Origin of the sequence: Aquirhabdus sp., from assembly GCF_046462495.1 — a bacterium.
Taxonomy (GTDB): domain Bacteria; phylum Pseudomonadota; class Gammaproteobacteria; order Pseudomonadales; family Moraxellaceae; genus Aquirhabdus.
This window is the reverse complement of record NZ_JBKGVE010000010.1, coordinates 272,814-292,353: the sequence shown is the minus strand read 5'-3', so window position 1 is coordinate 292,353 and position 19,540 is coordinate 272,814. Positions and strand designations below refer to the sequence as shown.

Sequence of the window (19,540 nt, the reverse complement as noted above, 5' to 3'; positions counted from 1 at the left end):
TGATCTATTACTTAGTTTACTGAAAAGTATGGATATTAATTTTTCCATTTGGTTCTATTTTGTTGAAAAGATAGTAATTACTGCGATATACAATAAAGCAATATGTATAAGTTCAAGTGTTTTCGTGAATTACTATATTAATTAGAAATTCTGCTTGAATATTACATCACTAGCTAATATTGGATACCCTGATGAGAGATGAAGTGTGGCACCGACCCATCGTCCTATCGCTTGAAGGCAGCAATGCTCAGCCGCTGAGCATCCGTGCCAAAGCACTGGTGTTTACCGATCCAGTGTCTTGTCGTCTGCTGACGTTGATTGAGCGCCTCGCGCCCAGCGAAGCCCCCGTCATGATCATCGGCGAGACTGGTACAGGCAAAGAACTGGTCGCTCGCCACATCCATCAACTCAGTGGCCGCAAGGGGCCATTCCTCGCCGTCAATTGTGGGGCTATTAACGACCAACTGGCCGAGAGTGAATTGTTTGGTCATGAAGCAGGCTCCTTTACCGGCGCAACGGGTCGCCGCGAAGGCTGGTTTGAAGCCGCACAAGGGGGCACCTTATTCCTTGATGAAATTGGCGACCTGCCGTTGCATCTGCAAGTCAAACTACTCCGCGTCCTGCAAGAGCGAGAAGTGGTTCGTATCGGCTCGCGTAAACCAATCCCCGTGGATGTGCGTTTTGTGGCTGCGACCAACGTTGATCTGGATGCCGCCGTAAATGCTGGGCATTTCAGGCGTGACCTGCTGTATCGCATCAACATCGCCCAAGTCCACCTGCCGCCGCTGCGTGAGCGACCGGGTGACATTCTGCCACTGGCGAATCACTTCATCAAACAATACAGCAAGCGGATGAACATCGGCACCGCTCATTTAACCAGTGATGCGCGGGAAGCACTGCTGGCTTATGCATGGCCGGGCAATATCCGCGAGCTTGAGAACGTCATCCACTTTGCGTTATTGGTTGCGGAGACGTCGGAGGTTCGACCTGAGCATTTGAAGGTGAAAGGAGGGTGGGGTGCTGAAAGCAAACCCAGTCAGCATTGGCAAGAGCCTTTACCCAAGGTAGTCACGTCTAATGACGCTCGCTCAGACCCTTTTGCCGATATCGCACGCCTATTAAGTGTTGCTTTTGAACAAGCACAACCTGATTTATTTGAAAATTTTGAAAGTCTTGTTGTACAGGAGGCCTTTCGCTACACCCGTCAGAACCAAGTGCATAGTGCGGCATTACTCGGTGTGACCCGTAATGTGATGCGTACCATGTTAAAACGCCATGGGCTATTGGCTGATGGTGCGGAGAAAGCTGAGAGCAAAGATGATTGGCGTATGGTTGAGGGGTAAAGAAAAATCCCCCCTGTCTTTTTGACAAGGGGATCTATGACGAATCAATAAAAGGTGCCGCTGTGTTTAGACATTAAAGCGGAAGTGCATGACGTCACCGTCTTGCACAACATATGTTTTACCTTCTAAACGCCATTTTCCAGCTTCTTTAGCGCCAGCTTCGCCTTTAAAACCAACAAAATCGTCATAAGCGATGACTTCGGCACGAATAAAACCTTTTTCAAAGTCGGTATGGATGACACCTGCTGCTTGTGGTGCAGTGGCACCCACTTGCACAGTCCAAGCACGCACTTCTTTAACACCAGCGGTGAAATAGGTTTGTAAGCCAAGCAGCGCGTAACCGGCGCGAATGACGCGATTTAGCCCCGGTTCTTCCATTCCAATTGCTTCTAAAAATTCAGATTTTTCATCTTCATCAAGCTGTGCAATTTCCGCTTCAATTTGATTGCAAAGCGGGACCACAATTGCATTTTCTTCGGCAGCCAATTTGCGTACGGCATCGAGATGGGGGTTATTCTCAAAACCATCTTCTGCAACGTTTGCGATATACATGGTCGGCTTTAACGTCATGAGGCCCATTCCGCGAACCACTTTACGTTCATCATCCGATAGGTCTGCTGCACGAGCAGGACGACCCTCATTTAAAACAGGTTCAATTTTCTCTAAAACCGCTTTCATGGCGATCGCGTCTTTATCACCACTTTTGGCTGATTTAGTCGCGCGCAAAATTGCTTTTGCCACAGCATCCAAATCTGCAAGTGCCAGTTCAGTATTGATGGTGGCAATATCATCTAAGGGATCGACTTTTCCAGCGACATGAATGACATTGTCATCATCAAAGCAACGCACGACATGTGCAATCGCATCTGTTTCACGGATGTTGGCGAGGAATTGGTTACCCAAGCCTTCACCTTTACTTGCGCCAGCGACTAAACCTGCGATATCAACAAACTCCATTGTGGTTGGCATCACACGTTCAGGTTTGACGATAGTAGCTAATGCATCTTGGCGTGGATCAGGCACAGGAACGATACCTGTATTCGGCTCAATAGTGCAAAATGGGAAGTTTTCAGCGGCGATGGCTGCTTTAGTTAATGCATTGAATAGTGTAGATTTACCGACGTTTGGCAAGCCAACGATGCCACAATTAAAACCCATGTTAATGATCCTGATGATGGTGTTAGACGCGTCTATAGCGATGCATCTAGTATAAAGTTGCCAATCCGTATAGGCTTGCGCAAGCTGTATTTTGCACTGACTATTTTGTGCACGTGATTGAAAAAAATGCCCAGAGTAGTGGGTATATGTTTGTTTAAATGAATATGAAATTGGCGCGTATTATACACCAAACTCTATATGCTATTGTTCAACATCTTGAGCGGTATCATTTTAAGCTGTGATTTTTAAGCATTATCTTTTTTGTTTCTTTGAGGGTGTTTGGCCATGCGGACTTTGTATCAGTTTCCTTTGTCTCATTATTGTGAAAAAGCACGCTGGTTGTTGGATTATAAAGAACTCGACTATGTCGCCAGAAACATGATTCCGGGGGGCCATCGCCTATCTACACGTTGGCATGCCAGCAGCGATACGTTACCGATGCTGCATGATGATAACGTATGGATTGCGGACTCTAGTGAGATTGCGCTATATCTTGATGGTGTGTATGCGGAGAAACCTTTAATTAGTAGTGCCCCCAAAGAGCGTACGTCTACAATTAAGCTTGATAAAAAAGCGACTGAGCTTGGTTATCATGTCAGACGCTGGATGTTTTTATATCTGCTTGAAGAGCCATATGCCATAGATATCGTCATCGGTGAAAAAGGTCTGATGCGCACCTTTAGACCGATTTCTGCATTCATACTCAAACAAGGTATGCGCCAACTTTATAAAATTAACCCAGAGAAAGCCGAGCAATCCAAACAAAAACTAAGTCAACTGATCAATGAAATTGAAGCCGCTTTGCTTGCGAATGGTGCTGATGGTAAGCAAGGATATTTAGTCGGTAAGACTTTTAGTTTGGCGGATATTGCTGTGTGTGCGATGGCTGCGCCGATATTTGGTCCTGTTGGCACACCTTGGGTTGCGCCCAGCCATATTATTCCACCGGAGCCACTTGCTGCATATCAAGCCGAGCTTTTAGCACGACCATTTGGGCAGTACGTGGCTCGAATCTATGCAAATGAGCGGAAGGCAAGAGTAGATTGGCGCGGGCAGTGATTTAGAGTTTTAAGATATCTCTAACGCTTAAAGGTAAAGCGTTAGAGATAAGAGATACACTTCTTACTTATTCAATTCCGCCATTACTGCATCAGAGAAGTTGGCATTAGTATAAACATCTTGTACATCATCCAAGTCTTCAAGCATATCAATCATTTTTAGGATTTTTTGTGCTTGTTCGACATCGGAGATATCGGCCTGAGTTGATGGGTGCATCGTCACTTCAGCATTATCTGATTTTAAACCTGCAGCAGCGAGTGCATCTTGGATTTCGCCAAAGGCTTCGGGCGTTGTGATTACAGTGACGCTATCGTCATCGGTCTCGACATCATCAGCGCCTGCATCCAGTGCAATTTCAACGATCTTATCTTCAAGTGAAACATCATCAAAGCGAATTTCACCGCGTTGGGTAAACAGGTAAGCAACCGATCCTGTTGTTCCTAAATTACCGCCTGTTTTACTAAATGCATGGCGTACTTCGGGAACGGTACGATTGATGTTGTCTGTCATGGTGTTTACGAGAACCGCTACACCGCCAACACCATAGCCTTCATAGCTAATTTCTTTAAGGTCATCGCTCTCGGTGTTTCCTGCACCCCGTTGAATCGCGCGGTTGATGGTGTCACGGGTCATGTTCACAGACAATGCTTTTTCAACGACTGCACGCAGTTTTGGGTTTTTTGCAGGATCTGCATCACCTTGCTTTGCAGCACTGACCAGTTCGCGGATATATTTGGTAAATACTTTGCCTTTCGATGCGTCTTGGCGCGCTTTACGATGCTTAATATTGGCCCATTTGGAATGTCCAGCCATGGTGGAGAGCTCCTAAGAAGTGTAACGAACGTCAGAAGACTGATGTTCTGAATTGTTTCGCGATTGATTGGGTCAAATGTGATTGCCAAGGCTTATGTAGACAATCACAGACTCGAAAATGGCGCAAATATTAGCAGATTCAGGTGATTTTGATAAGGTATCAGTATGAAGTGTTAGCCATTGATCAAGATCAATCATGCTGCAGACTACCAGCGATATTTGCCCCAGTTTTCAGGATTTGCCCAATAGCGTGAGTTCAGCCAGTCTGGCGTTTGTTTGTATTCTAAAATGTTGAACTGCCAGAGCTCCCAGCCTTCGATTTGTTCGATTTGGCTAAAGCCTAATGCGCGCAGTCCGGCAGATTGATCCCCAAAAGCAACGACAAGCACACGTCTGGCCAATAAGTCACGTAAATGGGTAAGTCCGTGTGTGATGACATGGGTAGCTGTGGTGTGCGGGGAGTTGGCAAGGGTTGAGTTAGGCACAAGTTTTGTGAAGGTGTTTTCATCTAAGTAAGCTTGATCCAGCACGATGACTGCTAGGTCAAAGCGTTGCTGAAAGGGCAGGCTAGTCAGCAGCCAGAGCTCTTGTTGTTGCCATTCTCCAGGCCATCCTGCACTCCACTCTTTCAGTGATGCCAGTTCACGAGAGATCAGTAGTCCATGTTCAATGGGCTTTTCCTCCGCCAAGCGATGAATCAGTGGCAAAATCTGAGGAGGTAATTGAGAAGAGGGCATTGGGCTAAATCCTTTTGCGGGTGGCATGTTTTTTTATGATGACTTGCGAAGTAATCATTGATGCATTTAATGACGATACATCAAGTACCGCAGCAATCTTTGTCTATAATAACGCACTCAATCTCATTGCAATGCACTGATCATCAAGATTAAGCCATTTTATTCAGTGGCGATTTGGTTAATGGTACGTAAATCACGATTAAAATAGAGAAATCCGCCCCCATTATTTGATCACCGAATTAAAAAACGCAATTAAACAATGCAACTGATTTGCAAAATATTCTCGATGCAATAAGCAGCACAATAGGAACAAGTTATGGAATACGAAGGCATTTGCCACAAAATGCGCACAGCATTAGGTGAGACCGTTGAAACAGATCGTGGCACGCTGGCTGCAAGCGTTGAGTATCATTTGGTCTTGGGTTCATTTGATTGTCCTTTGACCTCAAGCATTGGTCAGGAGATCGAGCTTGAATGGACGGGTCGGATTTTTTGTTTGTCCTGCGGGACCAAAACACCGAAGTCTTATTCGCAAGGGCATTGCTATAAGTGCTTAATCAGCAAGGCCTCATGCGATATGTGCATGATGAAGCCCGAGACTTGTCACTTCCATTTGGGAACATGCCGTGAACCCGATTGGGCATTAGATGTCTGTTTTCAGCCCCATATTGTTTATCTCGCAAACTCATCTGCTCCCAAGGTTGGTATTACGCGGATTACCCAGATGCCTACGCGCTGGCTTGATCAAGGGGCTACACAAGCCTTACCGATTATGCAGGTGAATAGTCGTAAACTTTCAGGTCTCGTTGAGGTTTTACTTGCGCAAGATATCGCGGATAAGACGGATTGGAGAGCGTTGCTCAAAGGTGCAGCTGATCCGATCGATTTAATTGCTATTCGCGATCAATTGATTGGAAAACACCAAGTGGAACTGGATCAATTGCAGCAAGAATCACCACACGAGCTTGTCATGCTTTCTGATGAGCGCATTCGTGAGTTTTCTTATCCGGTAAACCATTACCCCGCGAAAGTGACGGCGCATAATTTTGATAAAAAACCTGTGATTCATGGGAAGCTTAACGGCATCAAAGGTCAGTATTTGTTACTGGATACTGGCGTATTGAATTTGCGCAAGTTCGGTGGTTACGAGTTAAAAGTGCGCGTTTAATCAGGCATTGTTGCTTTATTACATTGTGAAAAATCATTTAACGAATTAGGACTTAATGAATATGAATATTGCCGTCAATCCCGATGATCATGCGGTACATCCGACTATCTATCTTAAGGATTATCAGCCACCTGTATTTGGTGTGAGCACGATTGATTTGGATATTCGTATTCATGATACCGAGACGCTTGTGGTTAGTACACTGGAAATGCAACGTTTGCATGCTGGTGAGCTTGTGCTACTGGGTCGTGATTTAGAGCTGCTCAATGTACAGTTAAACGGCTCAGATTTAGCGCCTAACAGCTATCGTTTAGATAAAGAAACGCTCACGATATTAAATGCTCCTGATCAATGCACGATTAAAACTGAAGTTCGTATTCATCCTGAAAATAATACGCAACTCGAGGGGCTGTATAAATCTGGTGGGATGTATTGCACTCAAAATGAGCCTGAAGGTTTTCGTAAAATCACCTTTTTTCCTGATCGTCCAGATGTATTAGCCGTCTATACCACGCGCCTTGAGGCGGATAATCAATATCCAACGTTGTTGGCCAATGGCAATCTGATTGAAGCAGGTCAAGTCGGTGCGGATCGTCACTATACGATCTGGCAGGATCCGACCAAAAAGCCGAGTTATTTATTTGCGTGTGTAGCGGGTGATCTGGCTGTACTCAAAGATAGCTTTACCACGATGGAAGGCAAGCCTGTTGCACTTGAGATTTATACCGAAGAGAAAGACATTGAAAAATGCCATGTCGCGATGCAAGCGCTGAAAGATTCAATGCTGTGGGATGAGGAGCATTATGGCCGTGCATATGATCTCGATAATTATATGATCGTGGCAGTAAGTCAGTTCAACATGGGTGCAATGGAGAATAAGGGTTTAAATATCTTCAATACCTCTTGCGTATTATCCAGTCCAGAGACCTCAACGGATGCCTCGAATTTCTATGTGAAGTCGACGATTGCCCATGAATACTTCCACAATTGGACCGGTAATCGTATTACCTGTCGGGATTGGTTCCAATTGTGTCTGAAAGAAGGTTTCACGGTATTTCGTGATCAGAGTTTCTCAGATACGTTGCAGTCACCTGCAGTACAGCGCATTGACGATGTCTCAAGCTTAAAATCAGCTCAATTTGCAGAAGACGCAGGCCCGTTATCACATCCACCGCGTCCTGATCATTTTGTGGAAATTAATAATTTCTATACCGCTACGGTTTACGATAAAGGTGCCGAAATTGTCCGTATGATGGCGACCTTGTTGGGCGAAGAAAATTTCCGTTTAGGTACTGATGAGTACTTCCGTCGTCATGATGGTGAAGCGGTCACTGTTGAGGATTTGATCGGTAGCCTGAGTGATGGTTCTGGTACTGACTTATGGAATTTCTTGCCTTGGTATAGCCAGCCTGGCACGCCAGTTGTGACTGGACAGGGTGTTTATGATGCCGAGACACGTCGCTACACGTTGACCTTGTCACAGAGCATTCCGAAGAAACCCAACTATCCAGCACCACAGCCATTACCAATTCCGGTCAAGATCGCATTGTTTAATCAACAAACAGGTCAACCGTTGTTGCTCGATGCACAAGGGGAAACCGAAACAGTTCTCATGCTGAATCAGAGTAAACAGGTTTTTGTATTTGAGCATATTGCAAGCCAACCGATCGTTTCGTTATTGCGGGATTTTTCAGCGCCTGTATTGCTTAATTTTGATTATCAAGATCAAGAGCTGGCTTTCCTGATGCAGTATGAGACCAATGGTTTTAATCAGTGGCAGGCCGCACAGCAACTGCTTGAACGTATTTTATTGCAAGGGCATGATGCGAGTGCGTATTTGGAAGCGTTACTTGTAACGCTTCCAAAAGTCGCCAGTGTCGATCCTTTACTGGCTTCACGTTTACTGGACATTCCGACTGAAACCTTCATTGCCAGTCGTATTGACAGCAATTATGACCCAGTCGCAGTTCGTTCTATCCGTGAAGCTTTGATGAATGCGATTGCTGCCGAGCTTAAAGATTTTTGGTCTGCATCATATGCAGCATTGCCTATCGTGCCTTATGCGGATACCAGTGAAGCTATGGGGCAGCGCGCACTGCGCAATGCAGTTCTTGCTTTTGCTAGTCGTGCAGGCATTGCCAATGCATTGACTCTTGCCAGTCAGCAGTATGATGTCGCTGTTTGTATGACTGAGCGTTTAGGCGCATTGCGTCAACTGGTTAATTATGATGCTGTCGATCATGACGCTAAACTTACCGATTTTTATCAGCGTTTTGAGAATGAGGCTTTAGCCATCGACCTGTGGTTTGGTTTGCAGGCCAGTAAGCCGAATGCAACGATCGATGAAATAACGCGTTTAAGTCAGCACCCTCAGTTTGATCTCAATACGCCAAATCGTGTGCGCTCGATTACGGGTAATTTTGCCACCAATCCAGTCGCAGTCTGGACAACCGAAGGTGCACAATTTTATGCAAATTTGGCGAAGACCTTAGATGCAAAGAATCCAATTTTGGGTTCACGTATTCTACAAGTCTTATCGCGTTGGTATACGCTCAAAGAGCCACTGCGTACTCAGGTGAGAGCTGTGATTGATGGTTTACAAGGTCAAGTGACGTCGAGTAGTGTAGTCGAGACTTTGGCAAATTTGCAGAAGGCTGGGTGATTTATTGAGGGATGGCGGAAACGCCATCCCTGATTTCTTTCACAGGATGCCTTACCCAATCCCTTCAATCGCAAACCGCACCAAACCCAAAATAATCCCAATCATGAAACCGACCACCACGCCGTTGACACGGATCATGTGCAAGTCGCCACCCACTTCGGATTCAATCTTGCCAATCATATCGCGTGTATCCCAGTTGTGGATTTGTTCGCTGATATATTGAATCACCGTATCTGCATAGCGATTTGCTGCGTATTCGGCGAACTGGGCAATTTCATGGTTTAAGGCTTGACGCACGGCAATATCTGAGGCGAGCTGATTGCCAATCCGCATCATCAGGCCTTGCAAACTACGACTGATTGCGGATTGCTCAGATTGTAGATCTTCGATGATGCCTTGCATGATGCTTTCATAGATGTGAAAACCAAAAGCAACTACGGTTGGCGATTGCACGAGGCTTTGTTTGAACGTCTCTAGTTTCTGAGATTCTTCTGAGTTGTCATCTTCAAGTGCAGTCATCCACTGGGCGATGGAATGATTAAGCATCAAATGGATATGGTGATCCGGCTGCGTATTGAGATCACGCACTGTGCGGAGTACGCCCCAAACCACATTGCGCTTTACATCAAAACCGAGAATTGTTGCTCCACGCGACAAGTGCCCGAACACTCCGGTTTCATCCAATATTTTTTGAATAATCTCTTCTGCATACTCTGGATTATTATGAATCCAGTTATCGACGCTATTTAAAATTAAGCTGATCACATCTTGGTGGATTTTATTGTCAAACACAGCTTTCATTGTACGTGCAACAGCTTGATTGATGGGCGTGTCACTTAGCCATTGAATGGAGCTTTGCTTGATAAATTGATTAATCGTTTCGTTCTGAGCAATCTTGAGGAAACGCGGAACCAGACGTTTAAGTTCTTCAGACAGCATCTTGGCATTAGCAGGTTCTGCGAGCCAATTTGCGACGTAGAGCGACATATCAATTGCTTCAAGCTTATTGCGAACGATCTGCGGTGCCAGAAAGTTTTCTTGAACAAAGCGTCCCATCGATTCTGCGATTCGTGCCTTATTTCTTGGAATGATCTCAGTATGTTCGCGGATAAACTTTGGTACCCAGATATGCTTAAACGGATCACGGAAAAGTACTGTGATGGCGTACCAGTCTGCCAAGCCGCCCACCACACCCGCCTCTGCCCCTAAGGTGAGAATATGAATGACACCATTATATTGAGGGAAAAAGCGACTGGAGAAGAGTAGAATCAACCAAATTACAACCATCGTTACAAGTAACACAGTTGCAATTCTTTTATTACGAGATAAGTTGAGTTCTGGACTTAGCAGTGAGTTCAAAAAGTGCTCTCCATGAATCAGTATTGCTTAAAATATTTAAGTTATTATCAGTATTGATTGTTTCAGTCGGCTTATTTCATCATGACAATAAGCCGAAGTCATTGGCAGATTAACGGTGAATATCAGGAATTCCAGCCATTTGACGAAGTTGGCTTGTCAGCTGTTCTCGGGCTTTAACAAAGCCTCCGATACCGCCTTGGAGCAATTCAAAAGCCATCAGGTTGTCGTTGTGCATTTTTTCAAAGACCTCTTGGGTCATGTTGATCGACGCAATCGGCGGTTGCTTCGCATTTTCAATAGAGAGCTGCTGAGTGAGGACGCCAGTTTCTTCCGAGAGCTCAGCAAGTAAAGCCGGAGCAATGGTGAGTAAGTCACAACCTGCAAGTGCAGTCACCTGAGCGATGCTCCGGAAACTCGCACCCATAACTTCGGTTTTGTGACCATGCTGTTTGAAATATGCATAAATTTCACGTACTGAGAGTACACCTGGGTCAAGTTCAATCGGGTAGCTGTCCTTGCCGTCATGCTTCTTGTACCAATCTAGGATTCGACCAACAAAAGGCGAAATGAGTGTGATCCCCGCATCTGCGCAGGCAATGGCTTGATGCAGGCCAAAGATCAGGGTTAGATTACAATGAATGCCTTCTAGCTCCAGAGCCCGTGCCGCCTGAATACCTTCCCAAGTTGCAGCAATCTTGATCAGTACTCGTGATTTATCAATACCCGCTTGTGCATAGAGATCAATGAGTTCGTGTGCTTTGGCGATGGTTTCTGCAGTGTCGTAGGATAGGCGAGCATCGACTTCAGTGGATACGCGACCTTTGATCAGTTTCAGGATTTCAATTCCCAAGCGTACCGTGAGTAAATCGATGGCACGATCCACCAAAGCATCTGCGACTAAGCCTTCAGCGCGCGCATCATGAAGCGCTTCTTCGATGAGAGGTAAGCTTGAGGGCAATGATGCAGCAGCCGTAATCAGCGAAGGATTCGTTGTAGCATCAATAGGACGAAACCGCTCAATTGCACCAATATCACCGGTATCGGCGACGACGGTAGTCATGCTTTGAAGCTGGGATAAAAGTGTCTGTGTCGTGTTGTTTGTCATATGAGTTTACTCTGAGTTCTATTAGGCAATACTATTTGTTCGATTTTAGACAGGTTTGATGATGTTTTGACAGGGCTGTGCCTGCCGTTTAGTGGTTTTTTTGCTACACTAAGAGTTCTGAGTATCTTTGAGATCAACAGGATCATTATTTATTTTGATCGGTCGTCATCGTATTCCAAAGCCGCGCAATGTATCACTTCCATGAATTATTCTTGATTAGACAAGGAAACAACGCTGATGAGTAACAGCGATAGTACAACAAATGGCACCGCAAAAAATGGTTGGCTATTTAATTCAACCAAACCTTCATTAGACCAAATCCGCACTCGGATTGACTCGGTAGACCAAGAGATCCATCGTTTATTGAATGAGCGTGCGACGCTTGCCGAGCATGTTGCAATCTCGAAAAAGGCCAATGAAGATAGCCCTTTGTTTTATCGCCCAGAACGTGAGGCACAGGTTTTACGTGCGGTCATGCAGCGGAATCAAGGTCCTTTGTCTAATGAAACGGTCGCGCGTCTATTTCGGGAAATCATGTCAGCGTGTTTGGCCTTAGAAGCACCCCAGACGGTCGCTTATCTCGGACCTCAAGGGACCTTTACGCAAGGCGCGGCACTGAAGCACTTTGGCGCCGATGCAGTGACGGTACCGATTGCAAATATTGATGAAGTATTTCGTGAAGTGGAGTCGGGCAATGCTCATTACGGTGTAGTGCCGATTGAAAACTCCTCCGAAGGTGTGGTGAATCATACTTTAGACAGTTTTATTTCCTCACCACTCAATGTGATTGGCGAGGTGGAGTTACGTATCCACCAGAATTTATTGATCAGCGATACCACTCGTGTTGATTCTATCACCCGTATTTATTCGCATCAGCAATCTCTAGCCCAGTGTCGTAAATGGTTAGATGGGCACTTCCCGAAAGCTGAACGTGTAGCGGTGAGTTCAAATGCGGAAGCGGCACGCAAGATTAAAAGTGAGTGGCATTCTGCAGCCATTGCAGGTGAAGTCGCTGCCAAAGAATACGATTTAACAATTTTAAATGCCAAGATCGAAGACAATCCAAATAATACCACCCGATTTTTGATCATTGGTCGTGAGGCTGTACCTGTCAGCGGCGATGACAAAACCTCGTTGCTGATCGCTGCGCATGATAAGGCGGGTGCATTATTGGATATCCTCCAGCCATTTGCAAAGCATGGAATCTCATTGACCAGTATTGAAACACGTCCTGCATTACCCGATAAATGGGCCTATGTTTTCTTCATAGATTTGGTCGGTCATCAGGATCAGCCTCATGTTCGTGCTGCACTTGATGAGATCCGCGCCACGGTGAAAGAGCTTCGCGTGTTGGGCTCATATCCGCGTGCAGTTTTGTGATACTGATGTGGACGTTCATTTGAACGTTCATTTGATTTTAAGAAATTGTTGGAAATGACCATGCTGAATCAAGATGCGAATAACAATACTCAAGCCTCGTTAAGCCTTCAAGCGGCAAATCAAGGGATAACTAACATTGCTCCCTATCAAACGGGAAAACCGATTGATGAGCTCAAACGTGAGTTGGGCCTAGATGACATCATCAAACTGGCGAGTAATGAAAACCCATTAGGTTGCTCACCGCTGGCTAAGCAAGCGATGCAAGATGAGCTTTCCGAAGTGGGTCGTTACCCTGACGGCAGTGGTTACACCTTAAAAGCCACCATTGCGCGAACGTTTAATGTCGAGATGCCTCAAATTACCTTGGGCAATGGTTCAAATGACATTTTAGAGTTAGTTGCACGTACATTTGTTTCTGCTGATCATAGTGTGGTGTATAGCCAGCATGCCTTTGCCATCTACGCTTTAGTCACTCAAGCGGTAGGAGCGACAGGCATTGAAGTTCCCGCTAAAGATTTTGGCCATGATCTTGTTGCGATCGCAAAAGCCGTGCGTACTGATACACGGGTGGTTTTTTTGGCCAATCCAAATAACCCCACGGGTACTTGGTTTGAAGAAGCTGAGTTCACGACTTTTATGCAAGCGGTGCCAAAGTCAGTCTTGGTTGTTTTGGATGAGGCTTATGTTGAGTACTTTCCAGATAATTTTGATAGTTTAAAGTTTTTGAAGCAATACCCTAATTTATTGATCAGTCGTACTTTTTCCAAAGCCTACGGCTTGGCATCGCTTCGTGTTGGGTTTGCATTAGCAACCGCAGAGGTCACAGATCTACTGAACCGTGTGCGTCAACCCTTCAACGTAAATTCTTTTGCTTTAGCCGCGGCCAATGCGGCACTGGGTGATACTGACTTTCTTGCGCAAACCCGTGCTTTGAACCATGCTGGTATGGCGCAGCTAGAAGCGGGCTGTACGGCGTTGGGCTTAACGTGGATTCCTTCTCGAGCTAACTTTTTAAGTATTCATGTCGAACGTAATGGTGCACAAGTTTTTCAGGATTTATTGAAATTGGGTGTGATTGTGCGTCCGATCGGTGGTTATGGTTTGCCTGACTATATTCGCGTGTCTATTGGAACCGCTGAAGAAAACCAGCGTTTCTTACAAGCACTGGCTCAGGTACTTGGTCGCTAGGTCATTTTAAAGATTCTATATGAAGATGATCAATCTGCTTAATTGCAACATAAAAAAGGATTTTTGATCATGTCTGAACCTGTAACGACTGCTCAAGATCTGACTCAAAAAGTCATTTTTGACAAGGTTGCTTTTATCGGGCTGGGTTTAATTGGTTCGAGTCTTGCCCGCGTATTGCGTGCTAATCATTTGGCGCGTCAGATTGTAGCGAGTACTCGTTCACAAACCACACTGGACCAAGCCAAAACACTTGGGGTGATTGATGCTGGTTTTTCAGATCCGATCGCAGCGGTTAAAGATGCCGATCTCATCGTGCTTGCAATGCCAGTCGGTGCTACAGAAGCAGTATTACGTTTGATCGCAGGTTCAATTCGGACCGATGCCATTATTACGGATGTGGGCAGCACGAAAGGGAACGTTGTTCAGGCAGCAATCAATGTTTTTGGCGAGCAATTGCCGAGTGGGTTTGTCCCAGCACATCCGATTGCAGGTGCTGAAAAAAGTGGCGTGATGGCCGGTAAGGTTGATTTATTTCGCCATCATAAAGTCATTGTGACCCCACTGGACTCAACCAGTGCTGAGGCTTTAGAAAAAGTCATCATGATGTGGAAGTCTGCAGGCGCAGATGTTTTGAAGATGACGGTCGCTGATCATGATGAAATTTTAGCACATACCAGTCATTTGCCTCACCTACTTGCTTTTAACCTCGTTGAGCAGCTTGCAAGTCGCGCTGATAATCTTGATATTTTCCGTTTTGCGGCAGGTGGTTTCCGTGATTTTACCCGCATCGCTGCCAGTGATCCGCAGATGTGGCATGATATTTTTCTCGCCAATAAAAAAGCAGTTCTCGCTGCCATCGATGGCTTTACGGGGCAACTGCAACAACTGAAGTTATTGATTGAACAGGATGATTCGAGATCGTTAATCGGCACGTTGACCCGAGCCCAAGCTGCACGAACTCACTTTACCCACATGATTGAAAAAACGCCTTATTTGGAAGCCGCTATGAGTAACAGTACCACCTCTCAACAATTTATCGTTCAACCAGGCGGCACCATGTCGGGAACTCTTACTATTCCCGGCGATAAGTCGGTGTCACATCGTTCGATCATGTTGGGTGCGCTTGCGGAAGGTACAACGCATGTCACAGGTTTCTTAGAGGGTGAAGATGCACTGGCGACCTTGCAGGCATTTCGAGATATGGGCGTCGTGATCACCGATCCAAAGAACGGTGAAGTCACCATCCATGGTGTTGGTTTACAGGGTTTGAAGCCGCCTAAAGGTGCGCTGTACATGGGCAACTCCGGGACAACGACGCGTCTCATTTCAGGCATCTTGTCCGCACAATCATTTGATACCGTGCTGACAGGCGACCCTTCACTGACCAAACGTCCGATGGAGCGTATAGCTAAGCCCTTACGCTTAATGGGTGCAAAAATCCAAACTACGGGTGAAAAGGGCACACCACCGATCAGCATCAGTGGTGGTCAAGCATTACAGGGTATTGATTATTTGTTGCCTATGGCCAGTGCTCAAGTGAAGTCGGGCATTTTGCTTGCAGCATTATGGGCCAAGGGTAAAACTACCGTGACGGAACCAGAGCCTACACGTGACCATACCGAACGCATGCTTACCGCTTTTGGTTATCCTGTCAGTGTTGATGGCAATAAGGTGACCGTTGAAGGTGGAGGTAAGCTCACAGCGACTGATATTCAAGTCCCTGCGGATATCTCCTCGGCGACCTTCTTTATGGTTGCCGCCGCAATTACCGCCAACTCCAATGTGGTACTGCGTCAAGTCGGTATCAATCCAACGCGTACTGGCGTGCTCGAAATTTTGAAGCAAATGGGTGCTAACATCAGTCTTGAAAATCAAGCCATGGCTGGTGGTGAACCTGTTGCGGATATCCGCATCCAAGCTGGAACTTTGAAGGGTATTCATATCCCTGAAGATCAAGTGCCACTGGCGATTGATGAGTTCCCTGCACTGTTTATCGCTGCTGCATGTGCGGAAGGACGTACGGTACTGACGGGTGCCGCCGAGCTTCGTGTGAAAGAGTCTGATCGTATTCAGGTGATGGCGGATGGCTTGCGCATTTTAGGTGTGGATTGTACGCCAACCGAAGATGGGATGATTATCGAAGGCAAGGGCAACCTAGCTGCTGTATTTGGCTCAGGTATAATCGAGAGCCATCATGATCATCGTATTGCGATGAGTTTTGCGATAGCAGGATTACGAGCAAGTGGTGTAATCACCATTAATGGGACTGAAACTGTTGCGACGAGTTTTCCGAATTTTACGGTGTTGGCGCAGCAGGCTGGGCTGACGATCGGGGTGAAGTAGTTGCCCCGGTTTGAAATGTTTTTTTACTTAAGTTAGATTAAAAATAGCCCGCAAGTATCTGCAGGCTATTTTTTCATTTTGTACAATGACTAATTAACAATCTTGACATTCGTAGTCACAGTAATCTCTTCAGAAAAAACATTCTTATATTTAGCTGTCAGAGTCACTTGACCATCTTTATGAATGAATGTTGAACCCGTATTAGAGTGTAACGCAGTCCCAACCTCCAATATCGTTTGGTCAGATGTATACCAATAAACCTGAGCAGGTCGTTCGGGATCTAAACCATTGATCAAAATATTATCTTCCTGATTGGAACTCGTCAAAATGTATCCTATTCTTTGGGTTTGATAATTTTGCACGACTATTGGCCCAGCTATCCAATAGCTTCTAAAACTCGGTGTTATCACTGTGGTATTGCCGATCACACCATTAAATGTTGCTGAAATGTTAGTTTGGCCTGCGGTTATGGATTGAGCCAAACCCGTTGAACTGACCGTGAGATTGGCGGTATTTGAAGAGCTCCATATCGGATTTGGAATGGCTTGTGTTGTTCCATCGGTATAAGTTCCTGTTGCCGTGAATTGTTGCGTTCCTACAGTGCCGCTGGATGCTGCTGGCTGTATAGTGATAGAGGTTAGAGCAGCTGTCGTGACAGTTAAAGTAGTACTGCTGGTAAAACCATTATAGGTAGCGGTAATTGTAGTTACGCCCGGAGCTAAAGCGACAAAAATATCTCTTGCTAATGTCGCATTGGACAATGTTGCTACAGTATTGTTGGATGAGCTCCATGTCATTGTCGGGTTCGTGAGTGATGGCGTTGGAATAACTTGTAATGTTCCATCGGAATAATGCGCTGTCGCAGTAAATTGCTGTGTTAAGCCTACAGCCATAGATGACGTTAATGGGACTATGGAGAGGGATTGAACAATAGCGTTGGTTACTTTCAATGTCGTGCTACCAGAAACTCCATTGAATGATGCCGTAAGATTGATTGTTCCTGGGTTTAACGTTTTAACTAATCCTGTTGAGCTTACCGTTGCAACAGAAGGACCTGATGAGCTCCAAACTGGATTAGAAATGATTTGAGATGTTCCGTCTGAATATGTCCCAGTCGCTGTGAGTTGCTGGGTCAAACCAGCGGCAATACTCGATGCTGTTGGTGTTACTGTGATGGCTTTTAGTGTTGCAGCAGTTACTGTTAAAGTTGAACTTCCTGTAACGCCACCAAATGAAGCAGTGATATTGACAGAGCCTGCGGTTAGAGATTTAACCAGTCCTGCAGTGTTAACTGTTGCTATGGAAGGGTTAGACGAACTCCATGTTGGGCTGGCAATGGGCTGCGAGGTTCCATCTGAATAAATCCCCGCCGCACTAAACTGCTGAGTTAGACCAGCTGCAACACTTGGTGCCGTTGGAATCACCGTAATGGATTTTAGAATTGCGCTGGTTATGGTGAGCGGTGAGCTGCCCGTGAAGCCATTAAACGTTGCTGTGATATTGACTGAGCCTGCGGTTAAAGACTTCACTAGCCCAGTTGAGTTAACTGTCGCTATATTAGGATTAGAGGAATTCCATATCGGGTTTGTAATTGCCTGAGTGGAGCCATCAGAATATATACCCGTCGCACTAAATTGTTGCGTGAGGCCTGCTGCAATACTTGATGTTGTTGATTCTACGTGGATAGATTGGAGTATTGCGCCCGTTACGGTTAAGTCAGTACTACTCTTGAGTCCGTTAAAAGACGCTGAAATCTTCACTGAGCCTGGCGATAAGCTCTTTACCAGACCTGCAGAGTCAACACTCGCGACAGAGGTGTTGGATGAACTCCATGTTGGGTTGGGAATGGTTTGCGAAGTTCCATCCGAATAAATACCCGCAACGCTAAGCTGTTGGGTTAAACCCGCAGCCATACTGGGCTGGGCTGAAGTAATAAGGATGTTATTTAATACAGTGACTGGCGGAGGAGGGCTACTGTCATCTCCACCACCTCCACAGGCAGATAATATCAAACCCAGAAACAAAATTAGGTAATAGCTCAAACTCTTCTTAATTAGGGTATTGTAAGTTAATGACATTTCTTATTCCTTGTATTAAATGGGTTTAGAAAATTAATTCATTTTTCATTATTATCATTTGCTTTAGACAGAGTGTAAGGGGAGCAGTTTTTATTAATAGGGTCGTAGTCGACGGTGTCTAAATACACTTGGCGTTTACTGTATAGTTTTTTTATTCCATTCGGCAAAAAAAGAACATCGCCTATTGTTAAAAGATGTTTCAAAAGCGTGTAGTCAGGTTCATAGGCATAAAAAAGGCGAATAACTTTCGCTATTCGCCTTTTTGATAAAACCGCTTAATACCTAGTGCTGATAATCAACCGCCATCAAGACACTCAAAATCGTGATAATGATCACCGAGACTAGAAAGAGTTTCTTTGCCCATACTTGGTCATCACTGGCGGTAAAGCCTTTGATCGCTAAATAAAGCCAATAGAGCCCCATAACAGCCGCAGCGACGAAATAAACATAACCTGTATATCCCGCTAGCGTAAGTGATAGTGTCGCAAGCGTATAAGCAATAATCCAGCCGACTATATGCTTCTTAGCCGTCTGGATTCCTTCTTTTACAGGGAGTACTGGGATCGATGCTGCTGCGTAATCTTGGAAGCGATAAATTGCAATGGCAAAGGAATGGGGCATCTGCCAAATGCTAAAAATCACGAGCAAGATTAATGCGCCTAAATCGAATTGATTGCTAACTGCACAATATCCGATTACAGGGGGCATTGCACCCGAAATACTACCAACTAAAGTGCCATAAACCGAATGACGCTTGAGGTACAAACTGTAAAACCCAACATAGACCACAAAACCTAATACGACAAGCAAGGTTGCAAGTAGATTAGTCATCGTATAGAGGAGGGTAATCCCCAAGAGTCCTAGAACGCTGGCATAAATCAGCGCATGGTGAGGTGAGATAAGACCTGTGACCAACGCTCTATTCTTTGTGCGTTCCATTTTTACATCAATATCACGATCAATGTAATTATTAAATACACATCCAGAAGCCACAATCAGTGAAACACTGACTGCGGTTGCTAAGAATAGAACGGGATCAAAGTTTCCTTTGGAAGCCAGTAAAAATCCACCGATTAACGTAATTAAGTTACCGAAGATAATGCCTGGCTTGGTTAACTGCAAATAGTGCCTAAACATAAAAATAGGC

The 19,540-nt window shown here is 45.3% G+C and carries 14 protein-coding genes; 7 read left to right on the top strand and 7 right to left on the bottom strand.

Annotated elements, in window-relative coordinates; translation table 11 throughout:
- Positions 1–191 precede the first annotated feature (191 nt).
- Entirely contained in the window at positions 192–1,343 is a 1,152-nt protein-coding gene (locus tag ACLHG7_RS13390) for a sigma-54 interaction domain-containing protein (protein WP_410211487.1), read from the top strand.
- 66 nt (positions 1,344–1,409) lie between these two features.
- Here the strand turns inward: ACLHG7_RS13390 and ychF are convergent, their stop codons facing one another.
- Positions 1,410–2,501: a redox-regulated ATPase YchF gene (ychF, locus tag ACLHG7_RS13385; protein WP_410211486.1), complete on the bottom strand. Its 1,092-nt coding sequence runs from the start codon at positions 2,499–2,501 to the stop codon at positions 1,410–1,412.
- Positions 2,502–2,786: 285 nt separating this feature from the next.
- On the opposite strand from ychF, the gene ACLHG7_RS13380 reads away from it, so the two are divergent.
- Positions 2,787–3,560: a glutathione S-transferase family protein gene (locus tag ACLHG7_RS13380; protein ID WP_410211485.1), complete on the top strand. Its 774-nt coding sequence runs from the start codon at positions 2,787–2,789 to the stop codon at positions 3,558–3,560.
- Positions 3,561–3,623: 63 nt separating this feature from the next.
- Here the strand turns inward: ACLHG7_RS13380 and ACLHG7_RS13375 are convergent, their stop codons facing one another.
- Together ACLHG7_RS13375 and ACLHG7_RS13370 are read right to left on the bottom strand one after the other, a co-directional pair.
- Positions 3,624–4,373 (bottom strand): YebC/PmpR family DNA-binding transcriptional regulator, encoded by a 750-nt coding sequence (locus ACLHG7_RS13375; protein ID WP_410211484.1) that lies wholly within the window; start codon positions 4,371–4,373, stop codon positions 3,624–3,626.
- A gap of 206 nt (positions 4,374–4,579) precedes the next feature.
- Positions 4,580–5,110, bottom strand: coding sequence for a DUF6231 family protein (locus ACLHG7_RS13370; protein ID WP_114898449.1), 531 nt, complete (start codon positions 5,108–5,110; stop codon positions 4,580–4,582).
- Positions 5,111–5,426: 316 nt separating this feature from the next.
- Between ACLHG7_RS13370 and ACLHG7_RS13365 the strand changes: the two genes are divergently transcribed.
- Positions 5,427–6,278: a DUF2797 domain-containing protein gene (locus tag ACLHG7_RS13365; protein WP_410211483.1), complete on the top strand. Its 852-nt coding sequence runs from the start codon at positions 5,427–5,429 to the stop codon at positions 6,276–6,278.
- 61 nt (positions 6,279–6,339) lie between these two features.
- Complete coding sequence (pepN, locus tag ACLHG7_RS13360) at positions 6,340–8,940, top strand: aminopeptidase N (RefSeq protein WP_410211482.1); 2,601 nt, start codon at positions 6,340–6,342, stop codon at positions 8,938–8,940.
- A gap of 51 nt (positions 8,941–8,991) precedes the next feature.
- Here pepN and ACLHG7_RS13355 read toward each other — a convergent pair whose 3' ends face one another.
- Positions 8,992–10,299: a DUF445 domain-containing protein gene (locus ACLHG7_RS13355; protein WP_410211481.1), complete on the bottom strand. Its 1,308-nt coding sequence runs from the start codon at positions 10,297–10,299 to the stop codon at positions 8,992–8,994.
- A 109-nt stretch (positions 10,300–10,408) separates the two neighbouring features.
- On the bottom strand, positions 10,409–11,404 hold the full coding sequence (gene tal, locus ACLHG7_RS13350; protein ID WP_410211480.1) for a transaldolase: 996 nt from the start codon (positions 11,402–11,404) through the stop codon (positions 10,409–10,411).
- A 237-nt stretch (positions 11,405–11,641) separates the two neighbouring features.
- Between tal and pheA the strand changes: the two genes are divergently transcribed.
- From pheA to ACLHG7_RS13335, 3 genes are all read left to right on the top strand, one after another.
- Positions 11,642–12,784, top strand: coding sequence for a prephenate dehydratase (gene pheA / locus ACLHG7_RS13345; protein WP_410211479.1), 1,143 nt, complete (start codon positions 11,642–11,644; stop codon positions 12,782–12,784).
- Between the two features lie 60 nt (positions 12,785–12,844).
- Complete coding sequence (hisC, locus tag ACLHG7_RS13340; RefSeq protein ID WP_410211478.1) at positions 12,845–13,972, top strand: histidinol-phosphate transaminase; 1,128 nt, start codon at positions 12,845–12,847, stop codon at positions 13,970–13,972.
- A 69-nt stretch (positions 13,973–14,041) separates the two neighbouring features.
- Positions 14,042–16,315 carry a bifunctional prephenate dehydrogenase/3-phosphoshikimate 1-carboxyvinyltransferase gene (locus ACLHG7_RS13335; RefSeq protein ID WP_410211477.1) on the top strand — a complete coding sequence of 758 codons (2,274 nt, stop codon included), beginning with the start codon at positions 14,042–14,044 and terminating at the stop codon, positions 16,313–16,315.
- 89 nt (positions 16,316–16,404) lie between these two features.
- Here ACLHG7_RS13335 and ACLHG7_RS13330 read toward each other — a convergent pair whose 3' ends face one another.
- Together ACLHG7_RS13330 and cyoE are read right to left on the bottom strand one after the other, a co-directional pair.
- On the bottom strand, positions 16,405–18,393 hold the full coding sequence (locus ACLHG7_RS13330; RefSeq protein ID WP_410211476.1) for an Ig-like domain-containing protein: 1,989 nt from the start codon (positions 18,391–18,393) through the stop codon (positions 16,405–16,407).
- A gap of 282 nt (positions 18,394–18,675) precedes the next feature.
- Positions 18,676–19,530 carry a heme o synthase gene (cyoE, locus tag ACLHG7_RS13325; protein ID WP_410211475.1) on the bottom strand — a complete coding sequence of 285 codons (855 nt, stop codon included), beginning with the start codon at positions 19,528–19,530 and terminating at the stop codon, positions 18,676–18,678.
- Between the last annotated feature and the right edge of the window lie 10 nt (positions 19,531–19,540).

Bases quoted from the DNA above. Each gene is read 5' to 3' on its own strand.
- cyoE (WP_410211475.1), bottom strand. From the start codon at position 19,530: ATGTTTAGGCACTATTTGCAGTTAACCAAGCCAGGCATTATCTTCGGT.
- ACLHG7_RS13365 (WP_410211483.1), top strand. From the start codon at position 5,427: ATGGAATACGAAGGCATTTGCCACAAAATGCGCACAGCATTAGGTGAG.
- ACLHG7_RS13380 (WP_410211485.1), top strand. From the start codon at position 2,787: ATGCGGACTTTGTATCAGTTTCCTTTGTCTCATTATTGTGAAAAAGCA.
- ACLHG7_RS13390 (WP_410211487.1), top strand. From the start codon at position 192: ATGAGAGATGAAGTGTGGCACCGACCCATCGTCCTATCGCTTGAAGGC.
- ACLHG7_RS13375 (WP_410211484.1), bottom strand. From the start codon at position 4,373: ATGGCTGGACATTCCAAATGGGCCAATATTAAGCATCGTAAAGCGCGC.
- tal (WP_410211480.1), bottom strand. From the start codon at position 11,404: ATGACAAACAACACGACACAGACACTTTTATCCCAGCTTCAAAGCATG.
- pheA (WP_410211479.1), top strand. From the start codon at position 11,642: ATGAGTAACAGCGATAGTACAACAAATGGCACCGCAAAAAATGGTTGG.
- pepN (WP_410211482.1), top strand. From the start codon at position 6,340: ATGAATATTGCCGTCAATCCCGATGATCATGCGGTACATCCGACTATC.
- ACLHG7_RS13335 (WP_410211477.1), top strand. From the start codon at position 14,042: ATGTCTGAACCTGTAACGACTGCTCAAGATCTGACTCAAAAAGTCATT.
- ACLHG7_RS13370 (WP_114898449.1), bottom strand. From the start codon at position 5,110: ATGCCCTCTTCTCAATTACCTCCTCAGATTTTGCCACTGATTCATCGC.
- ychF (WP_410211486.1), bottom strand. From the start codon at position 2,501: ATGGGTTTTAATTGTGGCATCGTTGGCTTGCCAAACGTCGGTAAATCT.
- hisC (WP_410211478.1), top strand. From the start codon at position 12,845: ATGCTGAATCAAGATGCGAATAACAATACTCAAGCCTCGTTAAGCCTT.
- ACLHG7_RS13330 (WP_410211476.1), bottom strand. From the start codon at position 18,393: ATGTCATTAACTTACAATACCCTAATTAAGAAGAGTTTGAGCTATTAC.